Genomic DNA, 23,149 nt, shown 5'->3' on the forward strand with positions numbered 1-23,149 from the left:
GACGAAATCTCCTTGATCCCGAAAACTAGATGACAACGATCATCCAATCAACTAGATGATGATCATCATCCTGATTGGGATGCGTCCTCCCCTCTCGAACGGAGAAGTCCGATGTCTGTTGCCCTAGTCACGGGAGCTTCAAGCGGCATAGGCGCCGTTTATTCCCGCCGCCTCGCCGCCCGCGGTTACGATCTCGTTCTTGTCGCCCGCGACACGCAGCGCCTGAACGCGCTCGCCGCCGAGCTCCGCGCCGCCCATCCCGTTTCGGTCGAAGTCCTGATCGCCGACCTGACGGACGCGGAACAGCTCGAGCAGGTCGGCGCGCGGCTCCGCTCCGATCCGCCGGTCGATCTTCTGGTCAACAATGCCGGCGCCGGGCTGCGAGGCAGCTTCGAAACCGCCGATCCCGTCGCCATGGAAAAGCTCCTGAAGCTGAACGTCGGTGCGCCGACCCTCCTCGCCTCCGCGGCGCTCAAGGGCATGGTCGCGCGCGGCACGGGCGCGATCATCAATATCGGCTCCGTCGTGGCGCTGGCGCCGGAGCGTTTCCCGGGCGTCTACGCGGCGACCAAGGCCTACATGCTGACGCTATCGCAGGGTCTGGCCGCCGAAGTCGGCCCCAAGGGCATTTATGTCCAGGCGGTTCTGCCCGCCGCGACCCGCACCGAGATCTGGGAGCGCTCGGGCATCGACATCAACCAAATCCCCGGCATGATGGAAGTCGACGACCTCGTCGATGCCGCGCTGGTCGGCTTCGACCGCCGCGAAGCCGTGACGATCCCGCCCGTGCCCGAGGCCGCGGCCTGGGAGGCGTTCGAGCAAGCCCGCTTCGCCTTGGCATCGGGCTTCGGTAACGCGACGCCGGCCGCGCGCTATCGCATCGAGACCGCCCCGGCCGAATAGCTGTCCCGCACGCGATGAAGCCGCTCGGCGCCTAAATTTTCCGAATGGGATGAAGCGGATTCCGTTCGGGTGCGCCGATCGGCCCAGCCTCGTGTCGTGAACGCAGGACTGGGCGGGCGGAGACCGGATCCCCGCCCGCGAAGCGCACCTAGGAACGGAAGCGCCTGACGTCGACGACCTCGCCCGTGCGAGCGCTGACGGTCACGCGCATGTCGCGTCCGCGGAAGTCCGTCCCGCGCACGATCCAGACATTGCCGCGCTGGCTGACATTGAACACGTCGGCAAGGCCGGCGCCGCGCGCGATGCGGCGCGCCTCCCTCGGTCCGACGCCCCGGTCATACTGGCCCCGTTCATATTGCTGGCCCCTGTCGTACTGATTGTAGCGGTCATAGCCACGATCGTTCTGCGGCATGACATGCACGCCGTCCTGGTCGATGGTCACGCCCTGGGCGGAAGCCGCGTGCGGCACCATGCCGACGGTGACCGCGAAGAGCGAAGAAGCAAACAGAAGCCGGAGTTTCATGGCGATCCTCCTGATGGCCTGATCGGCTCTCCCACCCGCCGCGATGAAACGAAAACGCCCAACCTGCGGCGGCAGTTCCAGGCATCTGCCGGCAGTCGCGTGGGTCTCGTTTGCGCAGGCTCGAGATGATGCGGGCAAACTGTTGCAGATCATTGGCAGCAACGCGCAACCGCGCGCAGACTAAACGATCTTGTCCGCGCAGGAACCACGGAAATCCGATAATTCTTGCCTCCTGAGCACCCGCCTCAACAAGGTTGGCGATATTAGCAAAACAGCCTCCCAGAACACTGCACCTTATGCCGAGCACTGGACAGACCGCAGTGACCGTGCGAGCGTGACCTGTCTACTGAGCCGCTATTGTTGTTATTTTCAAGACTACAGTTGAGTCGATTGGCCCATCGGAGTTCTCCGCAGGCATCGGCCCAACCATATCCACGGCACCGCAACTCGCGGAAAGGCAGGGAGATCTCGATGACAAGTCGCACCAGGGAAATTGCGCTCCAGGAGTACATGAACGCGCTGCCGAATTTGCACACCTGGGATGACGGCGCGACCTGGAACACCGGCGGCTTCAACCGCGAACACCTGGAGAAGGTGATCCAGATCATAACCCAGCGGTTCCCCACGGCTCGGATCATTGAAACCGGGGCCGGGAATTCGACGATCTCGTTCTTGTTCTGCGGTCCGTCAAAACTCGTATCCATCTGCCCCGAACCAGATTTGTTCGGCCGCATCAAGGAATACTGCGCATCGAAGACCCTTGATGACAGCGCCTGGGAACCGATCGAGGGCTTCTCTGAAACTGTGCTTCCCGACCTCGCCAAGGATACGGCGAACCTCTTTGACTTCGCCCTCATCGATGGCCACCACGGATGGCCGCTGGTCTTTGTCGATTTCTGCTATCTCAATCAGATGCTCCGCCAGGGCGGGCTTCTGATGATCGACGATATCCAGCTCCACAGCGTCCGCGAACTTGCCAATCTGCTGCGGGAGCAACCGGGCTTCACGCTAGCCGCCGACCTCGGCAAGGCCTTGATCTTCGAGAAAACGACGTCGGATCGCGGACTGCCCGAATGGAACGGTCAGCCATACATCGTGAGGAATTCGGCCGGTTAGTCTGGCTGCGGAAACGCGCCGGACGGCTCTGCCCGCCCCGGCCCATTGGCGCCCTCTACCACCCAGCAGGGATCGCAACCCGCGACACGCAGACGGGCAACAGAACGCGATACGTCATTTCTGGAAAAGAGAAGGTGGTGCGGGCGGTCGGAATCGAACCGACACTCCTTTCGGAACCGGATTTTGAGTCCGGCGCGTCTACCAGTTCCACCACGCCCGCAACGCGCGGGCGCTCGGCCCGCGACGGCGCGACTATAATCAGGCTCGCGGCAGAAGCAACGGCGTTTTCAGCCTTTTCCCGCGCGCCGGCTCGCGACGCCGCCCCGGCTCGCTCGCCCACGCGGATGTGAATCGCAGGGCCGTCGACAAGCCCGACATCGCCGGGCTAGAAGCAGGCGCCCCGATCAAAGCGAGATATCCATGGCCGATAGCATCCCGACCCGCCGCTTGCCGCTCGCCCTCTTCAGTTTCGTGATCGGCCTCGCGGCGATCCTCGGCGCCTGGGGCTTCCAGATCTTCGGCGGCTACGCGCCGTGCAAGCTCTGCCTCGAGGAGCGCATTCCCTATTATCTCGGCCTGCCGGTCCTGCTGGTCGCCATCCTGTTGCTCGCCGCCGGCAAGTTCGAACGCCTCGCGCGCGTCCTGCTGGTGCTGGCGGCGCTGGCCTTCCTCGTCGGACTCGGCCTCGCCATCTACCATGCCGGCGCCGAATGGAAGTTCTGGCTTGGCCCCGCCGATTGCGGCGGCGGCACCGCGACGACAGGCAATGCCGGCGACCTGCTGGCCCAGATCGGCAAGACGAAGGTGGTGAGCTGCACCGACGCGGCGCTGCGCGTCCTCGGCCTTTCCTTCGCCGGCTGGAACGTCGTCGTCACCGCCGTCGTCACCGCCGCCCTGCTCCGCGCCGGCCTGCGCAAGGGCTGAGGCCTAGGCCTCGTCGGCCGCCGCCTGCGTCAGCTGGTGCAGGACGATGCCGCTCGTCGTCGCGACGTTCAAGGAATCGACGCCGGGCGCCATCGGGATCCGGACCGTCAGCGTGCGGGCGAGCACCGCCGCGTCGAGGCCGGGCCCCTCGGTTCCGAACAGGGCCGCGACCCGGGCCGGCCGCTTCACCTCGGCAAGCCGGATCGCGCCCTGCGGGCTCAGCGACACCGCGTGGAAGCCGTGCCGCGCCAGCAGCGCCACGACATCCTCCGCGCGGTCGAGCCGCGCATGCGGCAGGGTCAGCGTGTTGCCGACCGAGACGCGGATGGCCTTGCGGTAGAAGGGATCGCAGCAATCGGCATCGAGCAGCACCGCCCGCGCGCCGAAGGCGGCGGCGTTGCGAAAGATGCCGCCGAGATTGTCGTGGTTGGAGATCCCCATCAGCACGACCACCAGCGCCCGCCCGTCAATGCCGGCGAGCAGTTGATCGGCCGAGGGCGGCGGCGCGCGATGGCCGAGCGCCAGGATGCCGCGATGGATATGGAAGCCGACAATGCCGTCGAGCACGGCCTGGTTCGCGACATAGACCGGCACGTCGTCGCGAAGGCGATCGAGGATCGCAGAAAGCGCTTCGACGCGTTTCTGGTCGAGCAGCAGCGAGACGGGCTGGTGGCGGGCCGACTGCACCAGGGTATGCAGCACGACTTCGCCCTCGGCGATGAAGTGATCGTCGCGACCGACGAGGTCGCGTTCGCGAACATCGCGATAAGGCGCGATGCGGGGGTCGGCGGGGTCGGTGATGGGAACGAGAAGCGGCAAGAGCTCGACGAAGGCTGGGGCGGACTATTCGTTTGGTCGCGTTTTCTGGACGCGAACCGGTCCCCGCTTCGCTCGAAAACGCTCTAGGGATCCAGTTCCGTATCCCAGTAGAGATAATCGAGCCAGCTGTCGTGCAGATAGTTCGGCGGGAACGCACGGCCGTTGTTGTGCAGATCGGAAACGCTGGGCTGGAACGGCTTCTGGCGCGGCCACATCCGCGCGTCGGCCGAGGTCAGGCTGCCCTTGCGCAGATTGCAGGGCGAACAGGCGGCCACAACATTTTCCCACGTCGTCGTGCCGCCATGGGCGCGCGGGATGACGTGGTCGAAGGTGAGGTCCTCGCGCGCATTGCAATACTGGCACTGGAAGCGGTCGCGCAGGAAGACGTTGAAGCGGGTGAAGGCCGGGTTGCGCGTCGGCGTCACATAGCTCTTCAGCGACACGACGCTCGGCAGCCGCATCCGGAAGGACGGGCTGCGGATATCGACGTCATATTCGGAGACGATGTTGACGCGATCGAGGAACACCGCCTTGATCGTATCCTGCCAGGACCAGAGCGACAGAGGGTAATAGCTCAGAGGCCGATAATCGGCATTGAGCACGAGGGCGGGATGTGCGCCGGGCGACACGGCTATCGTCAAGACATGGCTTCCTCTGTTGAGACGCGCCGAACCTCGAGATTGCCAAAATAGTCTACAGGGTCTGTGTCATCCTTGTGAAGCCGCTGAAACGGTGACGTTTCCGTGCGCGTCGATCAGATCTCGGCTGTGGCAAAAATGCGGTTCAGGAAGCCGGCCCCGGCGACGAGCCCGGCCTCATCAATGCCGTGGCCGAGACCGGGCCGCTCGATCGCCGCGACGGCGAAGCCGGCGTCGCGCAGCGCCTTCTCGGTCTCCTGCAGCGCCGCGATCGGGATGACCTCGTCCAGCGCGCCATGCACCAGCAGGACCGGCGGGCGGCTCTTCACCTCGGCGGCGAGACGCTCGGGACCCGCGATGCGGCCGGAATAGGCGACGATGCCGGCCATCGCGTGCGGGCGGCGGGGACCGACCTGCAGCGCCATCATCGTGCCTTGGCTGAAGCCGACCAGCGCCAGGTCCGCGTCGGTCAGGCCATGCCGTTCCAGTTCCGCGTCGAGGAATTCGTCGAGCTTCGGCGCGGCGGCGGAAGCACCCTGCCAATATTCATGCGCATCGCGGACGGTGAGCCGGAACCACTGCTTGCCGACGCCCCAATCGGACGGATCGGGCGCGTCCGGCGCGACGAAATAGGCATCCGGGAACAGCGGCGCCCAATGTGCGCCGATGTCGATCAGGTCATGCCCATCCGCGCCGACGCCATGCAGGAGGACGACGAGTTTCTTGGGCTTGCCGCCGGAAAGCGGAGCGAGGCGCGGACCATCGAGCATGGAAAATCCCTGTAGCAGGCAGGCGAACGAATCTTCCTCATGCTAGCAAGAGCGAGCCCCTGATCGCCATCCCGCACGACGTCGCGCCCAACGTCCCATGACCCGCAGCTTCACCCGCATCTTCCGCTTTGCCCCGAGCCCGAACGGCCCTCTGCATCTCGGCCACGCCTATTCGGCGCTGCTGAACGGCGACCTCGCGCGCGCATCGGAAGGCAGGCTTCTGATCCGGATGGAGGACATCGACGTGACGCGATGCCGGCCGGAATACGAGGCATCGATCCTCGACGATCTCGCCTGGCTGGGCCTCGACTGGGAGCAGCCGGTTCGCCGGCAATCCGAACATTTCGACGCCTATGCGGATGCGCTCGAGCGGCTCCGGGCGATGGACCTCGTCTATCCGAGCTTCCTCTCCCGCGCCGAGATCCGCGCCGCCACGCTCGATCCCGCCTGGCCGCGCGATCCCGACGGCGCGCCGGTCTATCCGGGCCTCGACCGCGATCTCCCCGCTACAGAGGCGAGGGCGCGGATCCAATCCGGCGCGCCCTATGCCTGGCGGCTGAAGATGGACGCGGCGATCGAACGGGCCGGGCCGCTCGCCTTCACCGAGCAGGGCAGCGGACCGGAGGGCGAGACCGGGACCGTCACGGCGACGCCGGCGCTCTGGGGCGACGTCGTCATCGCCCGCAAGGAGATCCCGACCAGCTACCACCTCTCGGTCGTCGTCGACGACGCCCTGCAGGGCGTGACGGATGTCGTGCGCGGCGAGGATCTCTTTCCTGCGACCAGCGTGCACCGGCTGCTGCAGCAGCTGCTCGGCCTCCCCATGCCGACCTATCGCCATCATGGCCTGATCCGCGACGAGGCGGGAAAGAAGCTTTCGAAGTCGGAAGGGGCGACGGGGCTCGCCGGGCTGCGCGCGTCCGGCGCCACGGCCGAGGATGTCCGAAGGCTCGTCGGATTGCCGCCGGCTCAGCCGACGCCGAGCACGTAGAGCCAGAGCGTCACCGTGAACAGGCTCAGCATGGTCGAGACCGACACGGCGCTCGCCGTGCTGGCGACGCCGGCCTTGTAGTGGTTGGCGAGCAGGTAGGCATTCACGCCGCAGGGCATGGCGGCGAAGACGACGGCGACGCCGGCCCAGACCGGCGGCATCGGCAGGACCTGGACAAGGCCAAGCACGATCAGCGGGTGCAGGATGAGCTTCAGCAGGCTGATGACCAGCGAGGCGTTGAGATCGCCGGCGAAGCCGTAGCGCCGCAGCGCCAGCCCCATCGAGATCAGCGCGCAGGGGACCGACGAGGCGGCGAGCATGCGCACGACCTCGCCGGCTGGGCCGGAGGCCTGGATGCCAACGATCTGGCCGATCGCGCCGGCATAGATGCCGATCAGGATCGGATTACGCGCCAGCGCCTTCAGGAGCCGCTTGAGCGTCGCGCGGGAAATGCCGGTCTCCGAACCCTCGGCGAAGAGCGTCGCCGCCGTGGTCATCACCGGCAGATGGATGGCGATCAAAAGGAACAGCGGCACCGCGCCTTCATTGCCGAAGGCGTTGAGGATCACCGGCACGCCGACGAACACCGTGTTGGACTGGCCGCTTGCAAAACCCTGCATGACGGCCTCGACATGGGCGCGGCCGAACATCCGCCGCGCGACGAGGAAGCCGATGCCGAAGACGATGAAGGCGCCGGTGAAATAGGCGATCCAGTAGCCCCACGGCTGGCCGCCCTCCGGCATCTTCGCTTCCGACAGCGTCTTGAAAATCAGCACCGGCACGGCGATGCCGAACACATATTCCGACAGCCCGTCGGCGGCGCGGTCGCCGAGATGTTTGGTCCAGCCGGCGACATAGCCAATCGTGATCAGCCCGGCGATCGGCAGGATGATGAAGGCGATCTCGGCCAGACGGCCGATCATCAGCATGCCGCCCATCCTCTCGGGACGAGCGCGGTCAAAGCACGGCGGGGCATCGGGGGAAATACCGGGAGCTGGCGGGAAAGCGTCTGTCGACAGTAGAAATCCTCACCCGGTGGGTCAACCGCGCCGATCCGGCTGCCGGGCGCATTGGCGCTTGGCTGGCCGCGCCCGCGCTCTATAGTCCGGGCGCCAGCCCCGCCGAAGCACAGGGAACAGTATGAACGCCCGATCGATCCTCATCACCGGCGCCTCCTCCGGCATCGGCCTCGACGCGGCGAAGACGCTGAAGGCGCGCGGGTGGCGCGTGTTCGCCACGGCGCGCAAGCCGGACGATCTCGCTACTCTGGCAGCGAGCGGGGTCGAGGCGCTGTTCCTGGACTATACCGACGAGGCCTCGATCCACGCCTGCGCCGACGCCGTGCTCGCGGCGACGGGCGGCCGACTCGATGCCCTCTTCAACAACGGCGCCTATGGCCAGGTCGGCGCGGTCGAGGACCTGACCACCGACGTGCTGCGCCGCCAGTTCGAGGCCAATTTCTTCGGCTGGCACACGCTGACGCGCCGGATCGTGCCGGTGATGCGCGCGCAGCGGCATGGCCGCATCGTCCAGTGCTCGTCGATCCTCGGCCTCGTCGCCGGCAAATATCGCGGCGCCTATGTGGCGTCGAAATATGCGCTGGAAGGACTGACCGATACGCTCAGGATCGAGCTCGCCGGCAGCGGCATCGAGGTCGCGCTGATCGAGCCGGGCCCGATCGCCACCCGCTTCACCCAGAACGCGCTCGCCAATTTCCGCGAGACGATCGACGTCGAGGGCTCGATCCACCGCGCCGACTATCAGGCGCAGCTGGCACGCCTGACCGGCACCCGCCGCCCCTCGCGCTTCAAGCTCGGCCCGGAGGCGGTGACGACGGCGCTGCTGCACGCCCTCGAAAGCCCGCGGCCGAAGATCCGCTACCGCGTGACCGTGCTGACGAAGGCGGCCGATGCGATGCGACGCCTGCTGCCGGCGCGATGGATGGATCGGCTGATCGCCCGAAATTCGTGAGGTGGAACCTTCCCCCGGATCCGCACGTATAATGTGCTGATCTGTTGTTGCGCGAGCATGGGGACAGGAAGCCAGATGAGTTCGATCTCCGCTGATACAGGAAGGCCACAGAGCTGGCTCGCGCCGGGATCGCTGATCCGGCTGGCGATCTGCCTCGTCGTCTGCTTCGCCGCCGCCGTGCTCGGCTCGTGGATGACCCTTCCGAGCATCCCGACCTGGTATGCGGGATTGCAGAAGCCGTTCTTCAACCCGCCGAACTGGATCTTTGGACCGGTATGGACGCTGCTCTATGCCCTGATGGCCGTCGCCTTCTGGCGGGTCTGGGTGCTCGGTCGCGGCCCGGCGCTGCAGGCGGCGGCGCTTGCCTTCGCCGTGCAGCTGGTGCTCAACGTCGCCTGGTCCGGGCTGTTCTTCGGCCTGCACGCGCCCGGTCTGGCGCTGATCGATATCGCGGCGCTCCTTCTCGCCATCATCGCGACGATGAGCGCGTTTTCCCGCATCGATAGCCGATCCGCCTGGATGCTGGCGCCCTATCTGGCCTGGGTCGCCTTCGCCAGCGTGCTCAACGCGTCTATCTGGTGGCTCAACTGAGCGACATTTCGCGATATGGCGGGTCTTCGCGGAACGCGCGTATAAAAGCGGACCCTTCCGATTCCCGAAGCAGAGCCCGATGAACAGCTTTTTCTACTACCTGATCCCGATCGCGCTCGGCGCCGTTGCCATCGTGCTGCTGCTCGGCCTTTTCAACATGGTGCGCGGCGGCTCGCCCGAGCGCTCGCAGAAGCTGATGCGCCTGCGCGTCCTGCTGCAGTTCGCCGCCGTCGTGATCATGATGGCCGCCCTCTATTTCGCAGCCCGCTGAGGAAACGATGGTCGCGCTCACCCGCATCTATACGAGGACTGGCGACGACGGCACCACCGCCCTCGTCACGGGCGAGCGTCGGGCCAAGTCGGACCTCCGGGTCGAGAGCTACGGCACGATCGACGAGACGAACGCCCATATCGGCGCCGCACGTCTCTACGTCACCGATACGCTCGATCAGATGCTGGCCCGGATTCAGAACGACCTGTTCGACCTCGGCGCCGATCTCTCGACGCCGGAGTCCGGTCTGAAGCCTGGACGCGAGGCGCTGCGCATCGTCGACGCGCAGACCGAGCGGCTGGAGGCGGAAATCGACCAGCTCAACGCCGAGCTGAGCCCGCTGCGCTCCTTCGTGCTGCCGGGCGGGTCGCCTGCCGCGGCGCATCTGCATCTGGCGCGCACCGTCGCCCGCCGCGCCGAGCGCGTGATGGTCGAGCTCGCCTCGCGCGAGGCGGTCAACGCCGCCGCGATCCGCTACATCAACCGCCTGTCCGATTTCCTGTTCGTGGCGGCGCGCTATGTCAATGATCGCGGCGCCACGGATGTCCTGTGGGTGCCGGGTCAGAATCGCTGAGGACGACACATGTTCGTGCCGTTCCACGACCAAAATCCGCTCCGCTACATCCGCTTTCCGTGGGTCACGCGCGGGCTCGTGGTCCTGAACTGCCTGATCTTCCTGATCTACCAGCGCGCCGGCAACGCCGATGCCGAAGCCGCGTCGGTGATGGCGTTCGGCCTGATTCCGTCGACGCTCGCCGGCATCCACATCCGCACGCCCGGCATCTTCCACGCGCCGGAATATCTGACCTTCGTCACCTCGTCCTTCCTGCATGGCGACATCTGGCACCTTGCCGGCAACATGCTGTTCCTCTGGGTCTTCGGCGACAATGTCGAGGACGCGATGGGGCATGTCCGCTTCATCATCTTCTATTTCCTGTGCGCGATCGGCGGCGGGCTGGCGCATGTCGCGGTCGAGCCCGGCTCCGATATCGCCCTGATCGGCGCCTCCGGCTCGGTCGCCGGCGTGATCGCCGCCTATTTGCTGCTGCATCCTCGCGTAAAAATCTGGATCCTGCTGCTGTTCCGTATTCCGATACGGCTCAGGACCGTCTGGGTGCTCGGTTTCTGGATCCTGCTGCAGATCTACAATTTCCTCTTCGGCGCGCCGGGCGAGATCTCCTGGGCGGCGCATCTCGGCGGCCTGTTGATGGGCACAATCCTGGTCTTGTTCATGCGCAGGCCCGGCGTGCCGCTGCTGGCGCGGCAGGCGGACGAGGCGCTGCCGGTCGACCCTGTGGTTTGAGCCATTCCAGCCTGCCGGAGTTGCGTTGACTCCCGGCGAACCCGCCAGTACGGTCCCGCGCCAAACGCTCCGCAAATCGCTGCAGCGAAAGGATAATCACCAAGATGAAAATCCTCGTGCCCGTTAAGCGGGTGGTCGACACCAACGTCAAGATCCGCGTCAAGCCGGATGGCACCGGCGTTGATCTTGCCAACGTCAAGATGTCGATGAACCCCTTCGACGAAATCGCCGTCGAAGAGGCTCTGCGTCTGAAGGAAGCGGGCAAGGTGACGGAAGTCGTCGTCGTCTCCATTGGCTCCGACAAGTCGGCGGAAACGCTGCGCACCGGCCTTGCCATGGGCGCGGATCGCGCCATCCTGGTGAAGACCGACGCCGCCAGCGTCGAGCCCCTCGCGGTCGCGAAGCTCTTGAAGGCGGTCATCGCCACCGAACAGCCCGGCCTCGTCATCCTCGGCAAGCAGGCGATCGACGACGATTCGAACCAGACCGGCCAGATGCTGGCCGCCCTGCTCGGCTGGCCCCAGGCGACCTTCGCCTCGAAGGTCGTGATCGGCGACGGCACGGTCGACGTGACGCGCGAGATCGACGGCGGCCTCGAGACCCTGCAGCTCAAGCTGCCGGCGATCGTCACCACGGATCTGCGCTTGAACGAGCCGCGCTACGCTTCGCTGCCGAACATCATGAAGGCGAAGAAGAAGCCGCTCGACGAGACGACGCCGGAGGCGCTCGGCGTCGACGCCGCGCCGCGTTTGACCGTGCTCAAGACGGTCGAGCCGTCGGGCCGCACGGCCGGCGTCAAGGTTGGCTCCGTCGACGAACTGGTCGCGAAGCTCAAGCAGGCGGGAGTACTCTGAGATGGCGACGCTGATCATCGCGGAACATGACGACGCGCATCTGAACGAGGCGACCGCGAAGGCGCTCAGCGCCGCGCTGGCGCTCGGCAAGCCGGTCGATATCCTCGTCGCCGGCCACCAGGCGAAGGCCGCGGCGGACGCGGCGGCGCAGCTTGCGGGCGTGCGCACGGTGCTGCTCGCCGATGGCGAGAGCCTCGCCAATCGCCGCGCCGAGCCGCTCGCCGACCTGGTCGTCTCGCTCGCCGACAAGTATGACGCGATCGTCGCCCCGGCGACATCGACCGGCAAGAACGTCGCGCCGCGCGTCGCGGCGCTGCTCGACGTGATGCAGGTCTCGGAAATCACCAAGGTGGTGGCTCCGGATACGTTCGAGCGTCCGATCTATGCCGGCAACGCCGTCGAGACGGTTCAGTCGAGCGACAAGAAGCTGGTCGTCACCGTCCGCATCGCCGCCTTCCCGGCGGCAGCGACCGGCGGCAGCGCCCCGGTCGAGACGATCGCGGCCCCTGCCGATGCCGGCCTCTCCCGCTTCGTCGGCGCGGATCTCTCCGTCTCCGACCGTCCGGAACTGGCCTCGGCCCGCGTCATCGTTTCCGGCGGCCGCGCCCTCGGTTCGGCCGAGAAGTTCCAGGAGGTGATCGCCCCGCTCGCCGACCAGCTCAAGGCCGCCATCGGCGCCTCGCGCGCCGCGGTCGACGCCGGCTACGCGCCGAACGACTGGCAGGTCGGCCAGACCGGCAAGGTGGTGGCGCCGGAGCTCTACATCGCCGTCGGTATCTCGGGCGCGATCCAGCATCTCGCCGGCATGAAGGACTCGAAGGTCATCGTCGCGATCAACAAGGACGGCGACGCGCCGATCTTCCAGGTCGCCGATTATGGCCTCGTCGACGATCTCTTCACGGTCGTGCCGGCCCTGACCAAGGCGCTCGGAAACTAAGCGTTTACCAAGACCGGTTGACAATCCCGCCGGCCGTGCTCGACTGACCTCCCGGTCATCGTGCACGGCCGCATCGTTTTTCAGACCCGCATTCCGTTCGAGACGACAAAGGAGCCCTTGGGGCATGAGCACCGCGATTAAGACGATCGGCGTCATTGGAGCCGGTCAGATGGGCAATGGTATCGCCCATGTGAGCGCGCTTGCCGGCTACGAGGTCTTCATCCACGACCTCGCCGAGGAACGGGTCCGCAAGGGCCTCGCCACCATCGACGGCAATCTCTCGCGCCAGGTGCATTCCGGCCGCATCAGCGAGGACGACCGCAAGGCAGCGCTGGCCCGCGTCAAGCCGGCCGTCAGCGTCGACGCGCTCGGAACCTGCGATCTCGTCATCGAGGCGGCGACCGAGGACGAGCAGACCAAGCGCAAGATCTTCGCCGGCATCTGCCCGGCCCTGAAGCCGGAGGCGATGCTCGCCACCAACACCTCGTCGATCTCGATCACCCGCCTTGCCTCGGCGACCGACAGGCCCGAGCGCTTCATCGGCATCCATTTCATGAACCCCGTCCCGGTCATGCAGCTGGTGGAGCTGATCCGCGGCATCGCCACCGGCGACGAGACCTTCGAGGCGTCGAAGGCCTATGTCGGCCAGCTCGGCAAGACCTCGACGGTTTCCGAGGATTTCCCAGGCTTCATCGTCAACCGCATCCTGCTGCCGATGATCAACGAGGCGATCTACGTTCTCTACGAGGGCGTCGGCTCGGTCGACGCGATCGACACGGCGATGAAGCTCGGCGCCAACCATCCGATGGGCCCGCTGCAGCTCGCCGATTTCATCGGCCTCGATACCTGCCTGTCGATCATGCAGGTGCTCTATGAGGGCCTGGCGGATTCGAAGTACCGCCCCTGCCCGCTCCTGGTGAAATATGTCGAGGCCGGCTGGCTCGGCCGCAAGACCAATCGCGGCTTCTACGACTATCGCGGCGAGCACCCCGTCCCGACGCGCTGAAGCGACGGTCAGACGCAAGCAAGCCCCTCACCCAACCCTCTCCCGCAAGCGGGCGAGGGCTTTTTCGGCCGAAGTGGTGTCGGTGTGGAGGCGGGGCGCGGCGCTCCCTCTCCCGCTTGCGGGAGAGGGTCGGGATGAGGGTCCGGAAGCCCTCGAACTCACATCAGGCCTCGCCGAGCGCCGCTTTGATCAGCGCCTTGGCGTCGTCCGAATCCCATTCGGCCGGGCCGGACATCACGCCGAGCGCGCATCCCTTGCCGTCGATCAGCACCGTCGTCGGCAGGCCGACCGCCAAGCCCTTGCCCTTCAGGCCGGAGAAGATGCCGGTTGTGGGATCGCCGTAGAAGCCGAGCGACTTGACGCCGATCTCCTCCAGGAATGCCTTCGGCTTGGCAGGGTCCTGCGTGTCGATCGAGACAGCGACGACCGAGAAATCCTTGCCCTCATGCGCCGCGTCGAGCCGGTCGAGCGCCGGCATCTCCTGCCGGCAGGGCGCGCACCAGGTCGCCCAGAGGTTCAGGAGCACCGTCTTGCCGGCGAAATCGGCGATCGAGACCTTGTCGCCGCTGGCGTTCTGGAACGACAGGTCGCCGAGCAGCGTCGGCTCGCTGGCGACGCGGAACGCCGCGACCTCGCCCTTGGCGAAGGGCGCGAGCAGCCCTGCCGCCTTGACCGCCGGGGCGCAGTCGACGCCCGACCATTCAACGACGGCGTTGCCTTTCCGGGTCTCCGTCACGTATACCGCCGCGACTCCCACTGCGATGCCTGCGATCGCGGCAAGGCCGATTACCGTCCACCGCCGCGATTGACCGCGCGTCTCATTCATTCCGTCCTGCCTCCAAGAGAGGGTACATGAGCAATTCGATGTGGGGCGGCCGCTTCTCCGAAGGTCCGGCCGCCATCATGGAAGAGATCAACGCGTCGATTGGTTTCGACCAGAAGCTCTACCGCCAGGACATTGCCGGTTCGAAGGCGCATGCTGCCATGCTCGCCCGCCAGGGCATCCTTGGCGCGGACGATGCCGAAAAGATCGTGGCAGGTCTAGACACCATCCTGCGCGAAATCGAAGCGGGCGAGTTCAAATTTTCCCGCGCGCTCGAGGACATCCACCTCAACATCGAGTCGCGCCTGAAGGAACTGATCGGCGACGCCGCCGGCCGGCTGCACACCGCCCGCTCGCGCAACGACCAGGTCGCGACCGACTTCAAGCTCTGGGTCCGCGACACGATCGACGCGCTCGACGCGGCGCTGCGCGAGCTCCAGGTAGCCCTTGCCGACAAGGCCTTCGCCCATGCCGGCCAGGTCATGCCGGGCTTCACGCATCTGCAGAGCGCCCAGCCGGTCACCTTCGGCCATCACCTCCTCGCCTATGTCGAGATGATCGGCCGCGATCGCGGCCGCTTCCAGGACGCCCGCAAGCGCCTGAACGAGAACCCGCTCGGCGCCGCGGCGCTCGCCGGCACGTCGTTCCCGATCGACCGCTTCCAGACGGCGGCAGCGCTCGGCTTTGACCGGCCGACGGCGAATTCGCTCGACAGCGTCTCCGACCGCGACTTCGTCATCGAGGCGCTGGCGGCGGCGAGCCTCTGCGCCATCCATCTCTCGCGCTTCGCCGAAGAGATCGTGATCTGGTCGTCGGCCCAGTTCCGCTTCATCAAGCTCTCCGACAAGTTCACCACCGGCTCGTCGATCATGCCGCAGAAGCGCAACCCGGACGCGGCCGAGCTGGTGCGCGCCAAGACGGGCCGCATCATCGGCGCCCAGACGGCGCTGCAGATCGTCATGAAGGGTCTTCCGCTCGCCTATCAGAAGGACATGCAGGAAGACAAGGAACAGGCCTTCGACGCGTTCGAGAGCCTGGAGCTGGCGATCGCCGCCACCACCGGCATGGTCCTCGACATGGAGCCGGAAGCCGCCAATCTGAAGAAGGCGGCAGGCTCGGGCTTCGCCACGGCGACCGATCTCGCCGACTGGCTGGTGCGCGAACTGAACATGCCGTTCCGCGACGCCCACCACGTCACCGGCCGCATCGTCGCCATCGCGTCCGAGCGCGGCGTCGAGCTCACCAAGGTGACGCTCGCCGAGATGCAGGCCGTGCATCCGGCCATCACCGACGCCGTCTATTCGGTGCTGACCGTCGACAAGTCGGTCCGCAGCCGCACCTCCTATGGCGGCACCTCGCCGAAGAATGTGCGGTCGCAGGCGAAGCGCTGGCAGCGGGCGCTGGCCCGTGAAACGAAGGCCTGAACCCCGCCGATTTTGGCAATGACGCGGCGGCGCGATCGGATAAGATGCGCCGCCGAATGCCCTCAGGAGACGCCGCCTTGGCCCTTGCTGCCCGAATTCTTCTTATGACCGCCGCCCTGGCGCTTGCCGGTTGCGGTGTGAAGGGCCCGCCGGAGCCGCCGCCGGGCGGCCCGCAGGCGCTCTCCGCCGAGCATCCCGGCCCCGACGGCAAGAAACCCGACGTCTCCAAACCGGCCGTACCGGACCGGTCGCTATGGATCGACAAGCTGCTCTGAACCCTCCGGGAACAGGCGGCGCTGCAAACCACCATTTGATTGCCGTCATTCCCGCGAAAGCGGGAATCCATCCCGCCGAAGCCTGGGGAGTTCTCTCCGACCGGGCCACGGCTGAATGGATCCCGGGTCAGGCCCGGGATGACGACCGAGGGTTGACCCTGAAATGAACCATTTCGAATATCGCGACGGCGCGCTCTACGCCGAGGACGTGGCGATCGCCGATATCGCCGCCGCCGTCGGCACGCCGTTCTACTGCTATTCGACCGCGACGCTGACCCGCCACTTTCGCGTTTTCCGCGAGGCGCTGGCCGGGCTCGACACGCTGGTCTGCTACGCCGTGAAGGCGAATTCCAACCAGGCGGTGCTGAAGACGCTGGTCGCCGAGGGCGCCGGCATGGACGTCGTCTCGGAAGGCGAACTGCGCCGGGCGCTGGCCGCCGGCTGCCCGCCGGAAAAGATCGTCTTCTCCGGCGTCGCCAAGACGGCGCGCGAGATCGCGCTGGCGCTCGATACCGGCATCCTCTGCTTCAACGTCGAATCCGAGCCGGAACTGGAGCGGATTTCCGAGATCGCGACCGCCAAGGGCAAGACCGCGACCATCTCGCTGCGCATCAATCCCGACGTCGATGCCAAGACCCACGCCAAGATCACCACCGGCAAGTCCGAGAACAAGTTCGGCATTCCGTATGAGCGCGCCCGCGAGGTCTACGCCCATGCAGCGACCTTGCCCGGCCTTCGCGTCGCCGGCGTCGACATGCATATCGGCAGCCAGATCACCGACATGGAGCCGTATGACGCGGCCTATGGGCTGCTCGCCGACCTGGTTCGCGACCTCCGCGCCGACGGCCACCAGATCGACCATGTCGACGCGGGCGGCGGTCTCGGCATCCCCTATCGCCTGAGCGAGGCCACGCCGCCGGATCCCACCGCCTATGCGGCGATCGTGCGCAAGCGCCTCGGCAATCTCGGCGCCAGGATCCTGTTCGAGCCGGGCCGGATGATCGTCGGCAATGCCGGCATCCTCGTCTCCGAGGTCGTCTATGTGAAGGAAGGCGCCGCCAAGACCTTCGTCATCGTCGACGCCGGCATGAACGACCTGATCCGCCCGACCCTCTACGAGGCGCATCACGACATCCAGCCGGTCGCGGTGCCGAAGCCGGGTACGCGCGAGATCTTCGCCGACGTCGTCGGCGGCGTCTGCGAGACGGGCGACTATCTGGCGCTCGACCGCACCATGGCCGCCGTCGAGCCCGGCGACCTGATCGCCGTGATGACCGCCGGCGCCTATGGCGCGGTGCAGGGATCGAGCTACAACACCCGGCCGCTCGCCGCGGAGGTGCTCGTCAACGGCGGCGACTTCGCTGTTGTCCGCCCGCGCCAGACCTATGACGACCTGATCGGCATGGACAAGCCCGCGCCCTGGCAGGCGGAATAGACCGACTCCGGCTTCGCCGCCGCTGGGCGGCGGCGATTGCCAATTTGCCGCACAATGCCGATATTGGAGGGGAGATGACCAACGCCGACGCGTTTCCCCTCGATCCCGACCCTGCCCAGCGCTCCGAGCCGCCGCGCCTCAGCGACCGGCAGGTCGTGTTGATCTCGAAGGCGCTGGCCGAGCCGCGCCGCTACCAGATCCTGAAGGAACTCGGCGCCGTCGGCGGGTCGATAGCGTGCAGCTGCGTCGTCCAGAACCACCAGGTCAGCGCCGCCACCATTTCGCATCACCTGAAGGAACTGGAAACCGCGGGACTGATCGAGATCGTCCGCGAGGGCAAGTTCGCGAGCCTGGTCCTGCGCCGCGACGTGCTCGACGCCTACCTCGCCCAGCTCTCCCAGATTTGATCGACGACGCGATTATCGCCCGATCGCGCTCTTGTAATGATTAGATACTTATCTAACTGTCTAATCGACTCATACCAACAGGAGCAAATGAGTTGAGCAAACTGACAGGCAAGGTAGCGGTCGTAACGGGCGCATCGAAGGGCATCGGGGCAGGCATCGCCAAGGAACTGGCTGCCGCCGGCGCCTCGGTCGTGGTCAACTACGCCTCTAGCAAGGAAGGCGCCGACCGCGTCGTCGCGGAGATCGAAAGCAAGGGCGGCAAGGCCGTCGCCGTGCAGGGAGACGTCTCGAAGTCCGCCGACGTGGCGCGGCTCTTCGCCGAGGCGAAGACGGCCTATGGCTCGCTGGACATCCTGGTGAACAATGCCGGCGTCTACCAGTTCGGGGCGCTCGAAGACGTCACCGAGGACGAGTTCCACCGGCAGTTCAACACCAACGTGCTCGGCCTCCTGCTCACGACCAAGGAAGGCGTGAAGCATTTCGGCGCCGAGGGCGGCAGCGTCATCAACATCGGCTCGACGATCAGCCAGTTGCCGATGCCGAATTCGTCGATCTACACCGCCACCAAGAGCGCGGTCGATGCGATCACGCATGTGCTCTCCAAGGAGCTCGCGGGCAAGAACATCCGCGTGAACTCGATCAATCCGGGCGGTGTCGAGACCGAGGGCACGCACGCAGCCGGCGTGATCGGCAGCGATCTCGAGAAGCAGATGGTCGCGCAGACGCCGCTTGGACGGCTCGGCCAGCCGGGCGATATCGGCACGATCGCCGTATTCCTCGCCTCTCCCGATTCGGGCTGGTTGACGGGCGAGCTGCTGCTTGCATCCGGCGGCATGCGCTAGAGCGTTTTCGAGCGAAGTGGATGCCGGTTCGCGTGAAGAAAACGCGACCAAACAAATCGTTAGATCCCTTCATCGTTTCCATGAAACGATGAAGGGATCTTGCACGAGACACTCGGCACGCGCGCGCGTCCGACGCGTGCGTGCCGGTCTCGCTGCAGCCGCAGTTGATCGCTAAACCTTGTCGGAAGGCTCGCCCGTCCCAACTACAGTTGCTACAGTGGCTAGGGCGGCGGGCGTGATGGACGAGACGGAGCGACGATGACCGAGCCCGCGGGCGGCACGGCGGACAGGAGCGGAGCGGAGACCGGACGGGATCTGCCCCATTCGGTCGAGCAGGCCGCGCAACGACGGATCGCACGGGCGACCGGACGGGCGCGGCTGGTGCTTCTGTGGGAAGCACTGTGGCCGCGGCTGGTGCCGCTCCTCTGCCTCGCCGGGTTTTTCCTCATCCTCTCCTGGTTCGGCCTCTGGTCGCGGCTGGCCGATCCCCTGCGCTATGGCGTCCTGGCTCTGTTCGGGATCGCTTATGTCTGGCTGATCCTGCGCGTGGCGCGATTGCCGATGCCGACGCCGGACGAGGCTCTGGCCCGGGTCGCGCGCGAAAGCGCCGAGCCGCATCGCCCGGCGACCGCCTTCGGCGACCGGCTCTCGCAACCGACCGACGACCCGCTGACCCGCTCGCTGTGGCAGGCGCACAGGCTCCGCCTGCTGGAGAAGCTCGACCGCCTCAAGGCCGGGCTGCCCTCCCCCGGCATGAACCGGCTCGATCCCTACGCGCTTCGCTTCCTGGTTCCCCTCGTCCTCATCGTCGCCTTCCTGATGGCCGGGCCGGACCGGCTCGACCGCATTCTCGACGCGGCGCGGCCGGGCGCGACGGCCAGCGAGGCGCCGCCGCGCATCGACGCCTGGGTGACGCCGCCCGCCTATACGGGACGTCCCCCGATCTTCCTGACCGGCGACAGCAGCCGCCCCGCCAATCTCGATCCCAACGCGCCGGTTCGCGTGCCCGAGGGCTCCGTCGTCACGCTCCGCATGCCGTCGCAGCCGGACCTCGGCGCCGAGGCGAGCACGACGAACGGCCAGCCGATCGGCTTCGACGCGGTCGAGCCTGCCAAGGCTACCAAGGTCAACGCCGCCAACAGTGACGACGCTACGGCGCCGTCAGCTGAGCGCAAGCTGACGCTCTCGACGGATAGCGCGCTGACCATCTCGCGCGACGGCCGGCCGCTGCTTTCCTGGTCCTTCGCTGTCCAGCCCGATGCGCCGCCCTCGATCGAACTCACCCGCGATCCCGGCTCGACGGCGAGCGGCGCTCTCTCGCTCGCCTATGCGCTGCACGACGACTACGGCGTCGTCGGCGCCAACGCGATCCTCGGCGCCGCCGATCCGGAAACGGCGGATGGCAGCCGGCCGCTGGTCACCGCCCCGGAGCTACCGCTCAACCTGCCGCGCTTCCGCATGCGCGAAGGCACGGGCGAGACGATCCGGGACCTCTCCGCCCATCCTTGGGCCGGCGCCAAGGTGAAGATGCGGCTGGTCGCCAAAGACGAGGCCGGCCAGACCGGCGAAAGCGCGCCGGTCGAATTCGTGCTGCCGCAGCGCCCGTTCAACAATCCGCTCGCCCGCGCCGTCGTCGAGCAGCGGCGCAACCTCGCCCTCGACGCCAACAAGGCGCCTGCCGTCGCCATGGCGCTCGACGCGCTGACGCTCGATCCCGACAAGTTCCAGCAGAATGGCGCCTATCTGGCGCTCCGCGCCGCCTATCACCGGCTGACCGGCGCGCGCAGCGACGCCGACCTCACCGAAACCGTCGATTTCCTGTGGGAGATCGCGCTCGGCATCGAGGATGGCGACCTGTCGCTCGCCGCGCAGGATCTGCGCGCTGCCCAGGAGGCGCTGCGCAAGGCGATCGAGAACAATGCTCCCGACGCCGAGCTCGAAAAGGCGATGCAGGACCTGCGCGCCGCCATGGACAAATATCTGGAAGCGCTGGCGCGCGACGCCGAGCGCAATCCGCAGGCGAACCAGCAGCCGATGGATCCAAACGCGCAGGTGCTGCGACCCGAAGACCTGCAGAAGATGATGGACCAGATCGAGAACCTGGCGAAGACAGGCTCGCGCGACGCAGCCAAGCAGATGCTGAGCCAATTGCAGCAGATGCTGGAGAACCTCGAGGCGACCCGCTCGCAGCAGGGCCGGCAGGGCCAGAACGGCGAGATGAACCAGGCGCTCGACAAGCTGGGCGAGATGATCCAGCGCCAGCAGAAACTGATGGACCAGACCTTCAAGCTGGACCCGGATACCGACGGCAGCGGCGCCGAGGCGCAGCCGATGACGCCGGAAGAGCGCCAGCAGGCGCTGCAGCAGCTGCGCGAAGGCCAGAAGAGCCTGCAGAAGATGCTGCAGGAGCTGCAGCAGTCCATGCAGCAGCAGGGCATGCAGCCGGACGGCAAGCTCGGCCAGGCCGACCGGTCGATGGGCGACGCCGCCGATCAGCTCGGCGAAGGCGCGCCCGGCCAGGCCGTGGGCCCGCAGGGCCAGGCCCTTCAGGCGCTGCGCGAAGGCGCCCGCAACCTCGCCGACCAGATGGCGCGCCAGAACGGCAGCGGCAACCGCCAGGGCGGTCCGATGCCCGGCCAGGACCCGCTCGGCCGCCAGCAGCAGGGGCGCGGCACGGATCTCGGCTCCTTGGTCAAGGTGCCGGATGCGATCGACACGCAGCGCGCCCGCGAGATCCTCGACATGATCCGCAAGCGGCTCGGCGACACCGCCCGGCCGCTGATCGAGCGCGACTATCTGGAACGCCTGCTGCAGAAGTACTGAGGTTTTCCGGAACGCACCTCACCCCAACCCGCTCGCGGGAGAGGGAGATCGCCGGTGCCATTCGCCGACAATCGATGAAGACAACGCCCAAAGCCCTCGCCCGCCTGCGGGAGAGGGTTGGGTGAGGGTCTTGCTTCGGTTCGAATTCCGTCAGGAAGCGGACGACAGCGTGGTTACGCCACCGCGGCGCGCGGCGTATTGGCGTTGAGCGCGCATTTGACGACGTGGCGGATCTCGGCCAGCGAGAACGGCTTGTTGACGACGTCGTAGACCAGCTCCATCAGCCCATCGGCGCGTTCGCGCTGATCGGCGAAGCCGGTCATCAGAAGGATGGTCAGATCGCGATATTGCGACGCCGCTGCATGGGTCAGCGCGATGCCGTCCATGATCGGCATCTTGATGTCGGTGAGGAGAAGGTCGAAATCGCCCTTCTCCTGGATGAGCACGTCGAGTGCGTTCTCGCCGTCCTCGGCCGTCATGACCTCATGGCCGTCGAGCATGAGCGCCCGCGATACGAACATCCGCACCGCGTCGTCGTCTTCGGTCACCAAAATCCGCGCCATCAAGTTCCGTCCCGGAGCATGGTCCTCCGGACGAAACTTCCCGGTCCGGACCATCATTCAAACGATCAGACCGGGATCATCCTCGATTCGCCTAAACAGATCGTGACCTCTGACGGGGCAATTCGAGCTATTCCTCGACGACGCCGACGAAGGGCAGCTCGCGGAAGGCATGCGCCACGTCCATGCCGTAGCCGACGACGAACAGGTCCGGGCAGACGAAGCCGACATGATCGGCGTCCATCGGGGCGACCCGCTTGCCGGGCTTGTCGAGCAGAACGGCGACGCCGACGCGGGCGGCGCCCCGCTCCTGCATCAGCTTGCGGGCGAAATCGAGCGTGCGGCCGGATTCGAGTATGTCGTCGATCAGCAGGACATCCCGGCCGGCGACTTCGCTCTCGATGTCCTTGACGACTCGCACCGCGCCCGAAGACGTGGTGCCGGCGCCGTAGCTCGACAGCGAGATGAACTCGACCTCGGGCGCCATGCCGGCCGCGTGCAGGGCACGGATCAGGTCGGCGGCGAAGACGAAGCTGCCCTTCAGGATCGAGATGACCAGCAGGTCGCGGTAGCCGGCCGCGGCGATCTCGGTGGCGAGTTCGGCGTTGCGCGCGGCGATTTCGGGAATGTCGTAGAGGACCCGGATCGACCGGCCACGGACAACTGGCATCAATTCTTTCCTTCGTTGATCGGATCGCCGGGGACGCGGGGACGGGCGCACCAGGAAACTCGCCCCAGACGCTAAGGCCCGGGAAACCGTTCTCATAGTCGGGGACGGGCCGAATGTCACCGGAAACGAGCCAAACGCGTCGAAACGGCCCGGAGCGCCGTGCACCGGGACCACCCGGGGCGATGACGAGGCCGTTTGCCGGGCTTCCGTGCCGCTGCTTTGCCTTGATCGGATGCCATATGCTGCCCGAACGCCCAATCCGCCGGGCATCGC

Annotated in this window: 26 protein-coding genes and 1 tRNA gene; 18 read left to right on the forward strand and 9 right to left on the reverse strand. The window is 66.6% G+C overall.

From position 1 onward, the window contains the following. Window positions 1-111: 111 nt before the first annotated feature. A complete protein-coding gene (locus K32_RS19515) occupies window positions 112-903 on the forward strand; it encodes an SDR family oxidoreductase (RefSeq protein ID WP_201401102.1) in 792 nt (263 codons plus the stop codon). 148 nt (window positions 904-1,051) lie between these two features. On the opposite strand, the gene K32_RS19520 is transcribed toward K32_RS19515, so the two are convergent. After that, on the reverse strand, window positions 1,052-1,426 hold the full coding sequence (locus K32_RS19520; RefSeq protein ID WP_201401103.1) for a hypothetical protein: 375 nt from the start codon (window positions 1,424-1,426) through the stop codon (window positions 1,052-1,054). A gap of 471 nt (window positions 1,427-1,897) precedes the next feature. On the opposite strand from K32_RS19520, the gene K32_RS19525 reads away from it, so the two are divergent. Beyond that, window positions 1,898-2,542: a class I SAM-dependent methyltransferase gene (locus tag K32_RS19525; protein WP_201401104.1), complete on the forward strand. Its 645-nt coding sequence runs from the start codon at window positions 1,898-1,900 to the stop codon at window positions 2,540-2,542. Between the two features lie 135 nt (window positions 2,543-2,677). On the opposite strand, the gene K32_RS19530 is transcribed toward K32_RS19525, so the two are convergent. Continuing rightward, a tRNA-Leu gene (locus K32_RS19530) sits at window positions 2,678-2,762 on the reverse strand. 200 nt (window positions 2,763-2,962) lie between these two features. Between K32_RS19530 and K32_RS19535 the strand changes: the two genes are divergently transcribed. Further along, window positions 2,963-3,466, forward strand: coding sequence for a disulfide bond formation protein B (locus K32_RS19535; protein WP_201401105.1), 504 nt, complete (start codon window positions 2,963-2,965; stop codon window positions 3,464-3,466). A gap of 3 nt (window positions 3,467-3,469) precedes the next feature. Here the strand turns inward: K32_RS19535 and K32_RS19540 are convergent, their stop codons facing one another. From K32_RS19540 to K32_RS19550, 3 genes are all read right to left on the reverse strand, one after another. Then, window positions 3,470-4,285: an RNA methyltransferase gene (locus K32_RS19540; RefSeq protein ID WP_201401106.1), complete on the reverse strand. Its 816-nt coding sequence runs from the start codon at window positions 4,283-4,285 to the stop codon at window positions 3,470-3,472. Between the two features lie 83 nt (window positions 4,286-4,368). Next, window positions 4,369-4,926, reverse strand: a complete 558-nt coding sequence (locus tag K32_RS19545; RefSeq protein WP_201401107.1) for an HNH endonuclease — start codon at window positions 4,924-4,926, stop codon at window positions 4,369-4,371. Between the two features lie 113 nt (window positions 4,927-5,039). Then, window positions 5,040-5,693, reverse strand: coding sequence for an alpha/beta hydrolase (locus K32_RS19550; RefSeq protein ID WP_201401108.1), 654 nt, complete (start codon window positions 5,691-5,693; stop codon window positions 5,040-5,042). A gap of 97 nt (window positions 5,694-5,790) precedes the next feature. Here K32_RS19550 and gluQRS point away from each other — a divergent pair, with 97 nt between their 5' ends. Further along, entirely contained in the window at window positions 5,791-6,684 is an 894-nt protein-coding gene (gluQRS, locus tag K32_RS19555; protein WP_201401109.1) for a tRNA glutamyl-Q(34) synthetase GluQRS, read from the forward strand. Here gluQRS and K32_RS19560 read toward each other — a convergent pair. Then, entirely contained in the window at window positions 6,663-7,607 is a 945-nt protein-coding gene (locus K32_RS19560; protein ID WP_201404578.1) for an AEC family transporter, read from the reverse strand. The genes gluQRS and K32_RS19560 overlap by 22 nt on opposite strands. A gap of 217 nt (window positions 7,608-7,824) precedes the next feature. Here K32_RS19560 and K32_RS19565 point away from each other — a divergent pair, with 217 nt between their 5' ends. The 8 genes from K32_RS19565 (at window position 7,825) to K32_RS19600 (ending at window position 13,617) form a co-directional block, all read left to right on the forward strand. Then, the gene (locus tag K32_RS19565) at window positions 7,825-8,655 is read left to right on the forward strand and encodes an SDR family oxidoreductase (protein ID WP_201401110.1); all 831 of its coding nucleotides are present in this window, start codon (window positions 7,825-7,827) and stop codon (window positions 8,653-8,655) included. Between the two features lie 75 nt (window positions 8,656-8,730). Beyond that, the gene (locus K32_RS19570) at window positions 8,731-9,246 is read left to right on the forward strand and encodes a TspO/MBR family protein (RefSeq protein WP_201401111.1); all 516 of its coding nucleotides are present in this window, start codon (window positions 8,731-8,733) and stop codon (window positions 9,244-9,246) included. A gap of 79 nt (window positions 9,247-9,325) precedes the next feature. After that, a complete protein-coding gene (locus K32_RS19575) occupies window positions 9,326-9,517 on the forward strand; it encodes a twin transmembrane helix small protein (RefSeq protein WP_201401112.1) in 192 nt (63 codons plus the stop codon). Between the two features lie 7 nt (window positions 9,518-9,524). After that, the gene (locus tag K32_RS19580; protein WP_201401113.1) at window positions 9,525-10,091 is read left to right on the forward strand and encodes a cob(I)yrinic acid a,c-diamide adenosyltransferase; all 567 of its coding nucleotides are present in this window, start codon (window positions 9,525-9,527) and stop codon (window positions 10,089-10,091) included. 9 nt (window positions 10,092-10,100) lie between these two features. Then, window positions 10,101-10,820: a rhomboid family intramembrane serine protease gene (locus tag K32_RS19585; RefSeq protein WP_201401114.1), complete on the forward strand. Its 720-nt coding sequence runs from the start codon at window positions 10,101-10,103 to the stop codon at window positions 10,818-10,820. 104 nt (window positions 10,821-10,924) lie between these two features. Continuing rightward, window positions 10,925-11,674: an electron transfer flavoprotein subunit beta/FixA family protein gene (locus tag K32_RS19590; RefSeq protein ID WP_201401115.1), complete on the forward strand. Its 750-nt coding sequence runs from the start codon at window positions 10,925-10,927 to the stop codon at window positions 11,672-11,674. Between the two features lies 1 nt (window position 11,675). After that, entirely contained in the window at window positions 11,676-12,611 is a 936-nt protein-coding gene (locus K32_RS19595) for an electron transfer flavoprotein subunit alpha/FixB family protein (protein WP_201401116.1), read from the forward strand. A gap of 124 nt (window positions 12,612-12,735) precedes the next feature. Beyond that, the gene (locus K32_RS19600) at window positions 12,736-13,617 is read left to right on the forward strand and encodes a 3-hydroxybutyryl-CoA dehydrogenase (protein WP_201401117.1); all 882 of its coding nucleotides are present in this window, start codon (window positions 12,736-12,738) and stop codon (window positions 13,615-13,617) included. Window positions 13,618-13,780: 163 nt separating this feature from the next. On the opposite strand, the gene K32_RS19605 is transcribed toward K32_RS19600, so the two are convergent. Continuing rightward, the gene (locus K32_RS19605) at window positions 13,781-14,443 is read right to left on the reverse strand and encodes a redoxin family protein (RefSeq protein ID WP_201401118.1); all 663 of its coding nucleotides are present in this window, start codon (window positions 14,441-14,443) and stop codon (window positions 13,781-13,783) included. 26 nt (window positions 14,444-14,469) lie between these two features. On the opposite strand from K32_RS19605, the gene argH reads away from it, so the two are divergent. The 6 genes from argH to K32_RS19635 all read left to right on the forward strand — a co-directional run bounded on the left by argH (window position 14,470) and on the right by K32_RS19635 (window position 21,646). Next, window positions 14,470-15,864: an argininosuccinate lyase gene (gene argH, locus K32_RS19610; RefSeq protein ID WP_201401119.1), complete on the forward strand. Its 1,395-nt coding sequence runs from the start codon at window positions 14,470-14,472 to the stop codon at window positions 15,862-15,864. Window positions 15,865-15,941: 77 nt separating this feature from the next. Beyond that, complete coding sequence (locus K32_RS19615; RefSeq protein ID WP_244669629.1) at window positions 15,942-16,139, forward strand: lipoprotein; 198 nt, start codon at window positions 15,942-15,944, stop codon at window positions 16,137-16,139. 163 nt (window positions 16,140-16,302) lie between these two features. Continuing rightward, window positions 16,303-17,574, forward strand: coding sequence for a diaminopimelate decarboxylase (gene lysA, locus K32_RS19620; RefSeq protein ID WP_201401120.1), 1,272 nt, complete (start codon window positions 16,303-16,305; stop codon window positions 17,572-17,574). A 74-nt stretch (window positions 17,575-17,648) separates the two neighbouring features. Beyond that, complete coding sequence (locus tag K32_RS19625) at window positions 17,649-17,981, forward strand: helix-turn-helix transcriptional regulator (protein ID WP_201401121.1); 333 nt, start codon at window positions 17,649-17,651, stop codon at window positions 17,979-17,981. Window positions 17,982-18,073: 92 nt separating this feature from the next. Next, window positions 18,074-18,823 (forward strand): SDR family NAD(P)-dependent oxidoreductase, encoded by a 750-nt coding sequence (locus K32_RS19630; protein WP_201401122.1) that lies wholly within the window; start codon window positions 18,074-18,076, stop codon window positions 18,821-18,823. A gap of 258 nt (window positions 18,824-19,081) precedes the next feature. Next, a complete protein-coding gene (locus tag K32_RS19635; RefSeq protein ID WP_201401123.1) occupies window positions 19,082-21,646 on the forward strand; it encodes a TIGR02302 family protein in 2,565 nt (854 codons plus the stop codon). Window positions 21,647-21,819: 173 nt separating this feature from the next. Here the strand turns inward: K32_RS19635 and K32_RS19640 are convergent, their stop codons facing one another. Together K32_RS19640 and hpt are read right to left on the reverse strand one after the other, a co-directional pair. Continuing rightward, a complete protein-coding gene (locus K32_RS19640) occupies window positions 21,820-22,209 on the reverse strand; it encodes a response regulator (protein ID WP_201401124.1) in 390 nt (129 codons plus the stop codon). A 127-nt stretch (window positions 22,210-22,336) separates the two neighbouring features. Continuing rightward, complete coding sequence (gene hpt, locus K32_RS19645) at window positions 22,337-22,876, reverse strand: hypoxanthine phosphoribosyltransferase (RefSeq protein WP_201401125.1); 540 nt, start codon at window positions 22,874-22,876, stop codon at window positions 22,337-22,339. Window positions 22,877-23,149 lie beyond the last annotated feature (273 nt).

The organism is Kaistia sp. 32K (assembly GCF_016629525.1).
GTDB lineage: Bacteria > Pseudomonadota > Alphaproteobacteria > Rhizobiales > Kaistiaceae > Kaistia.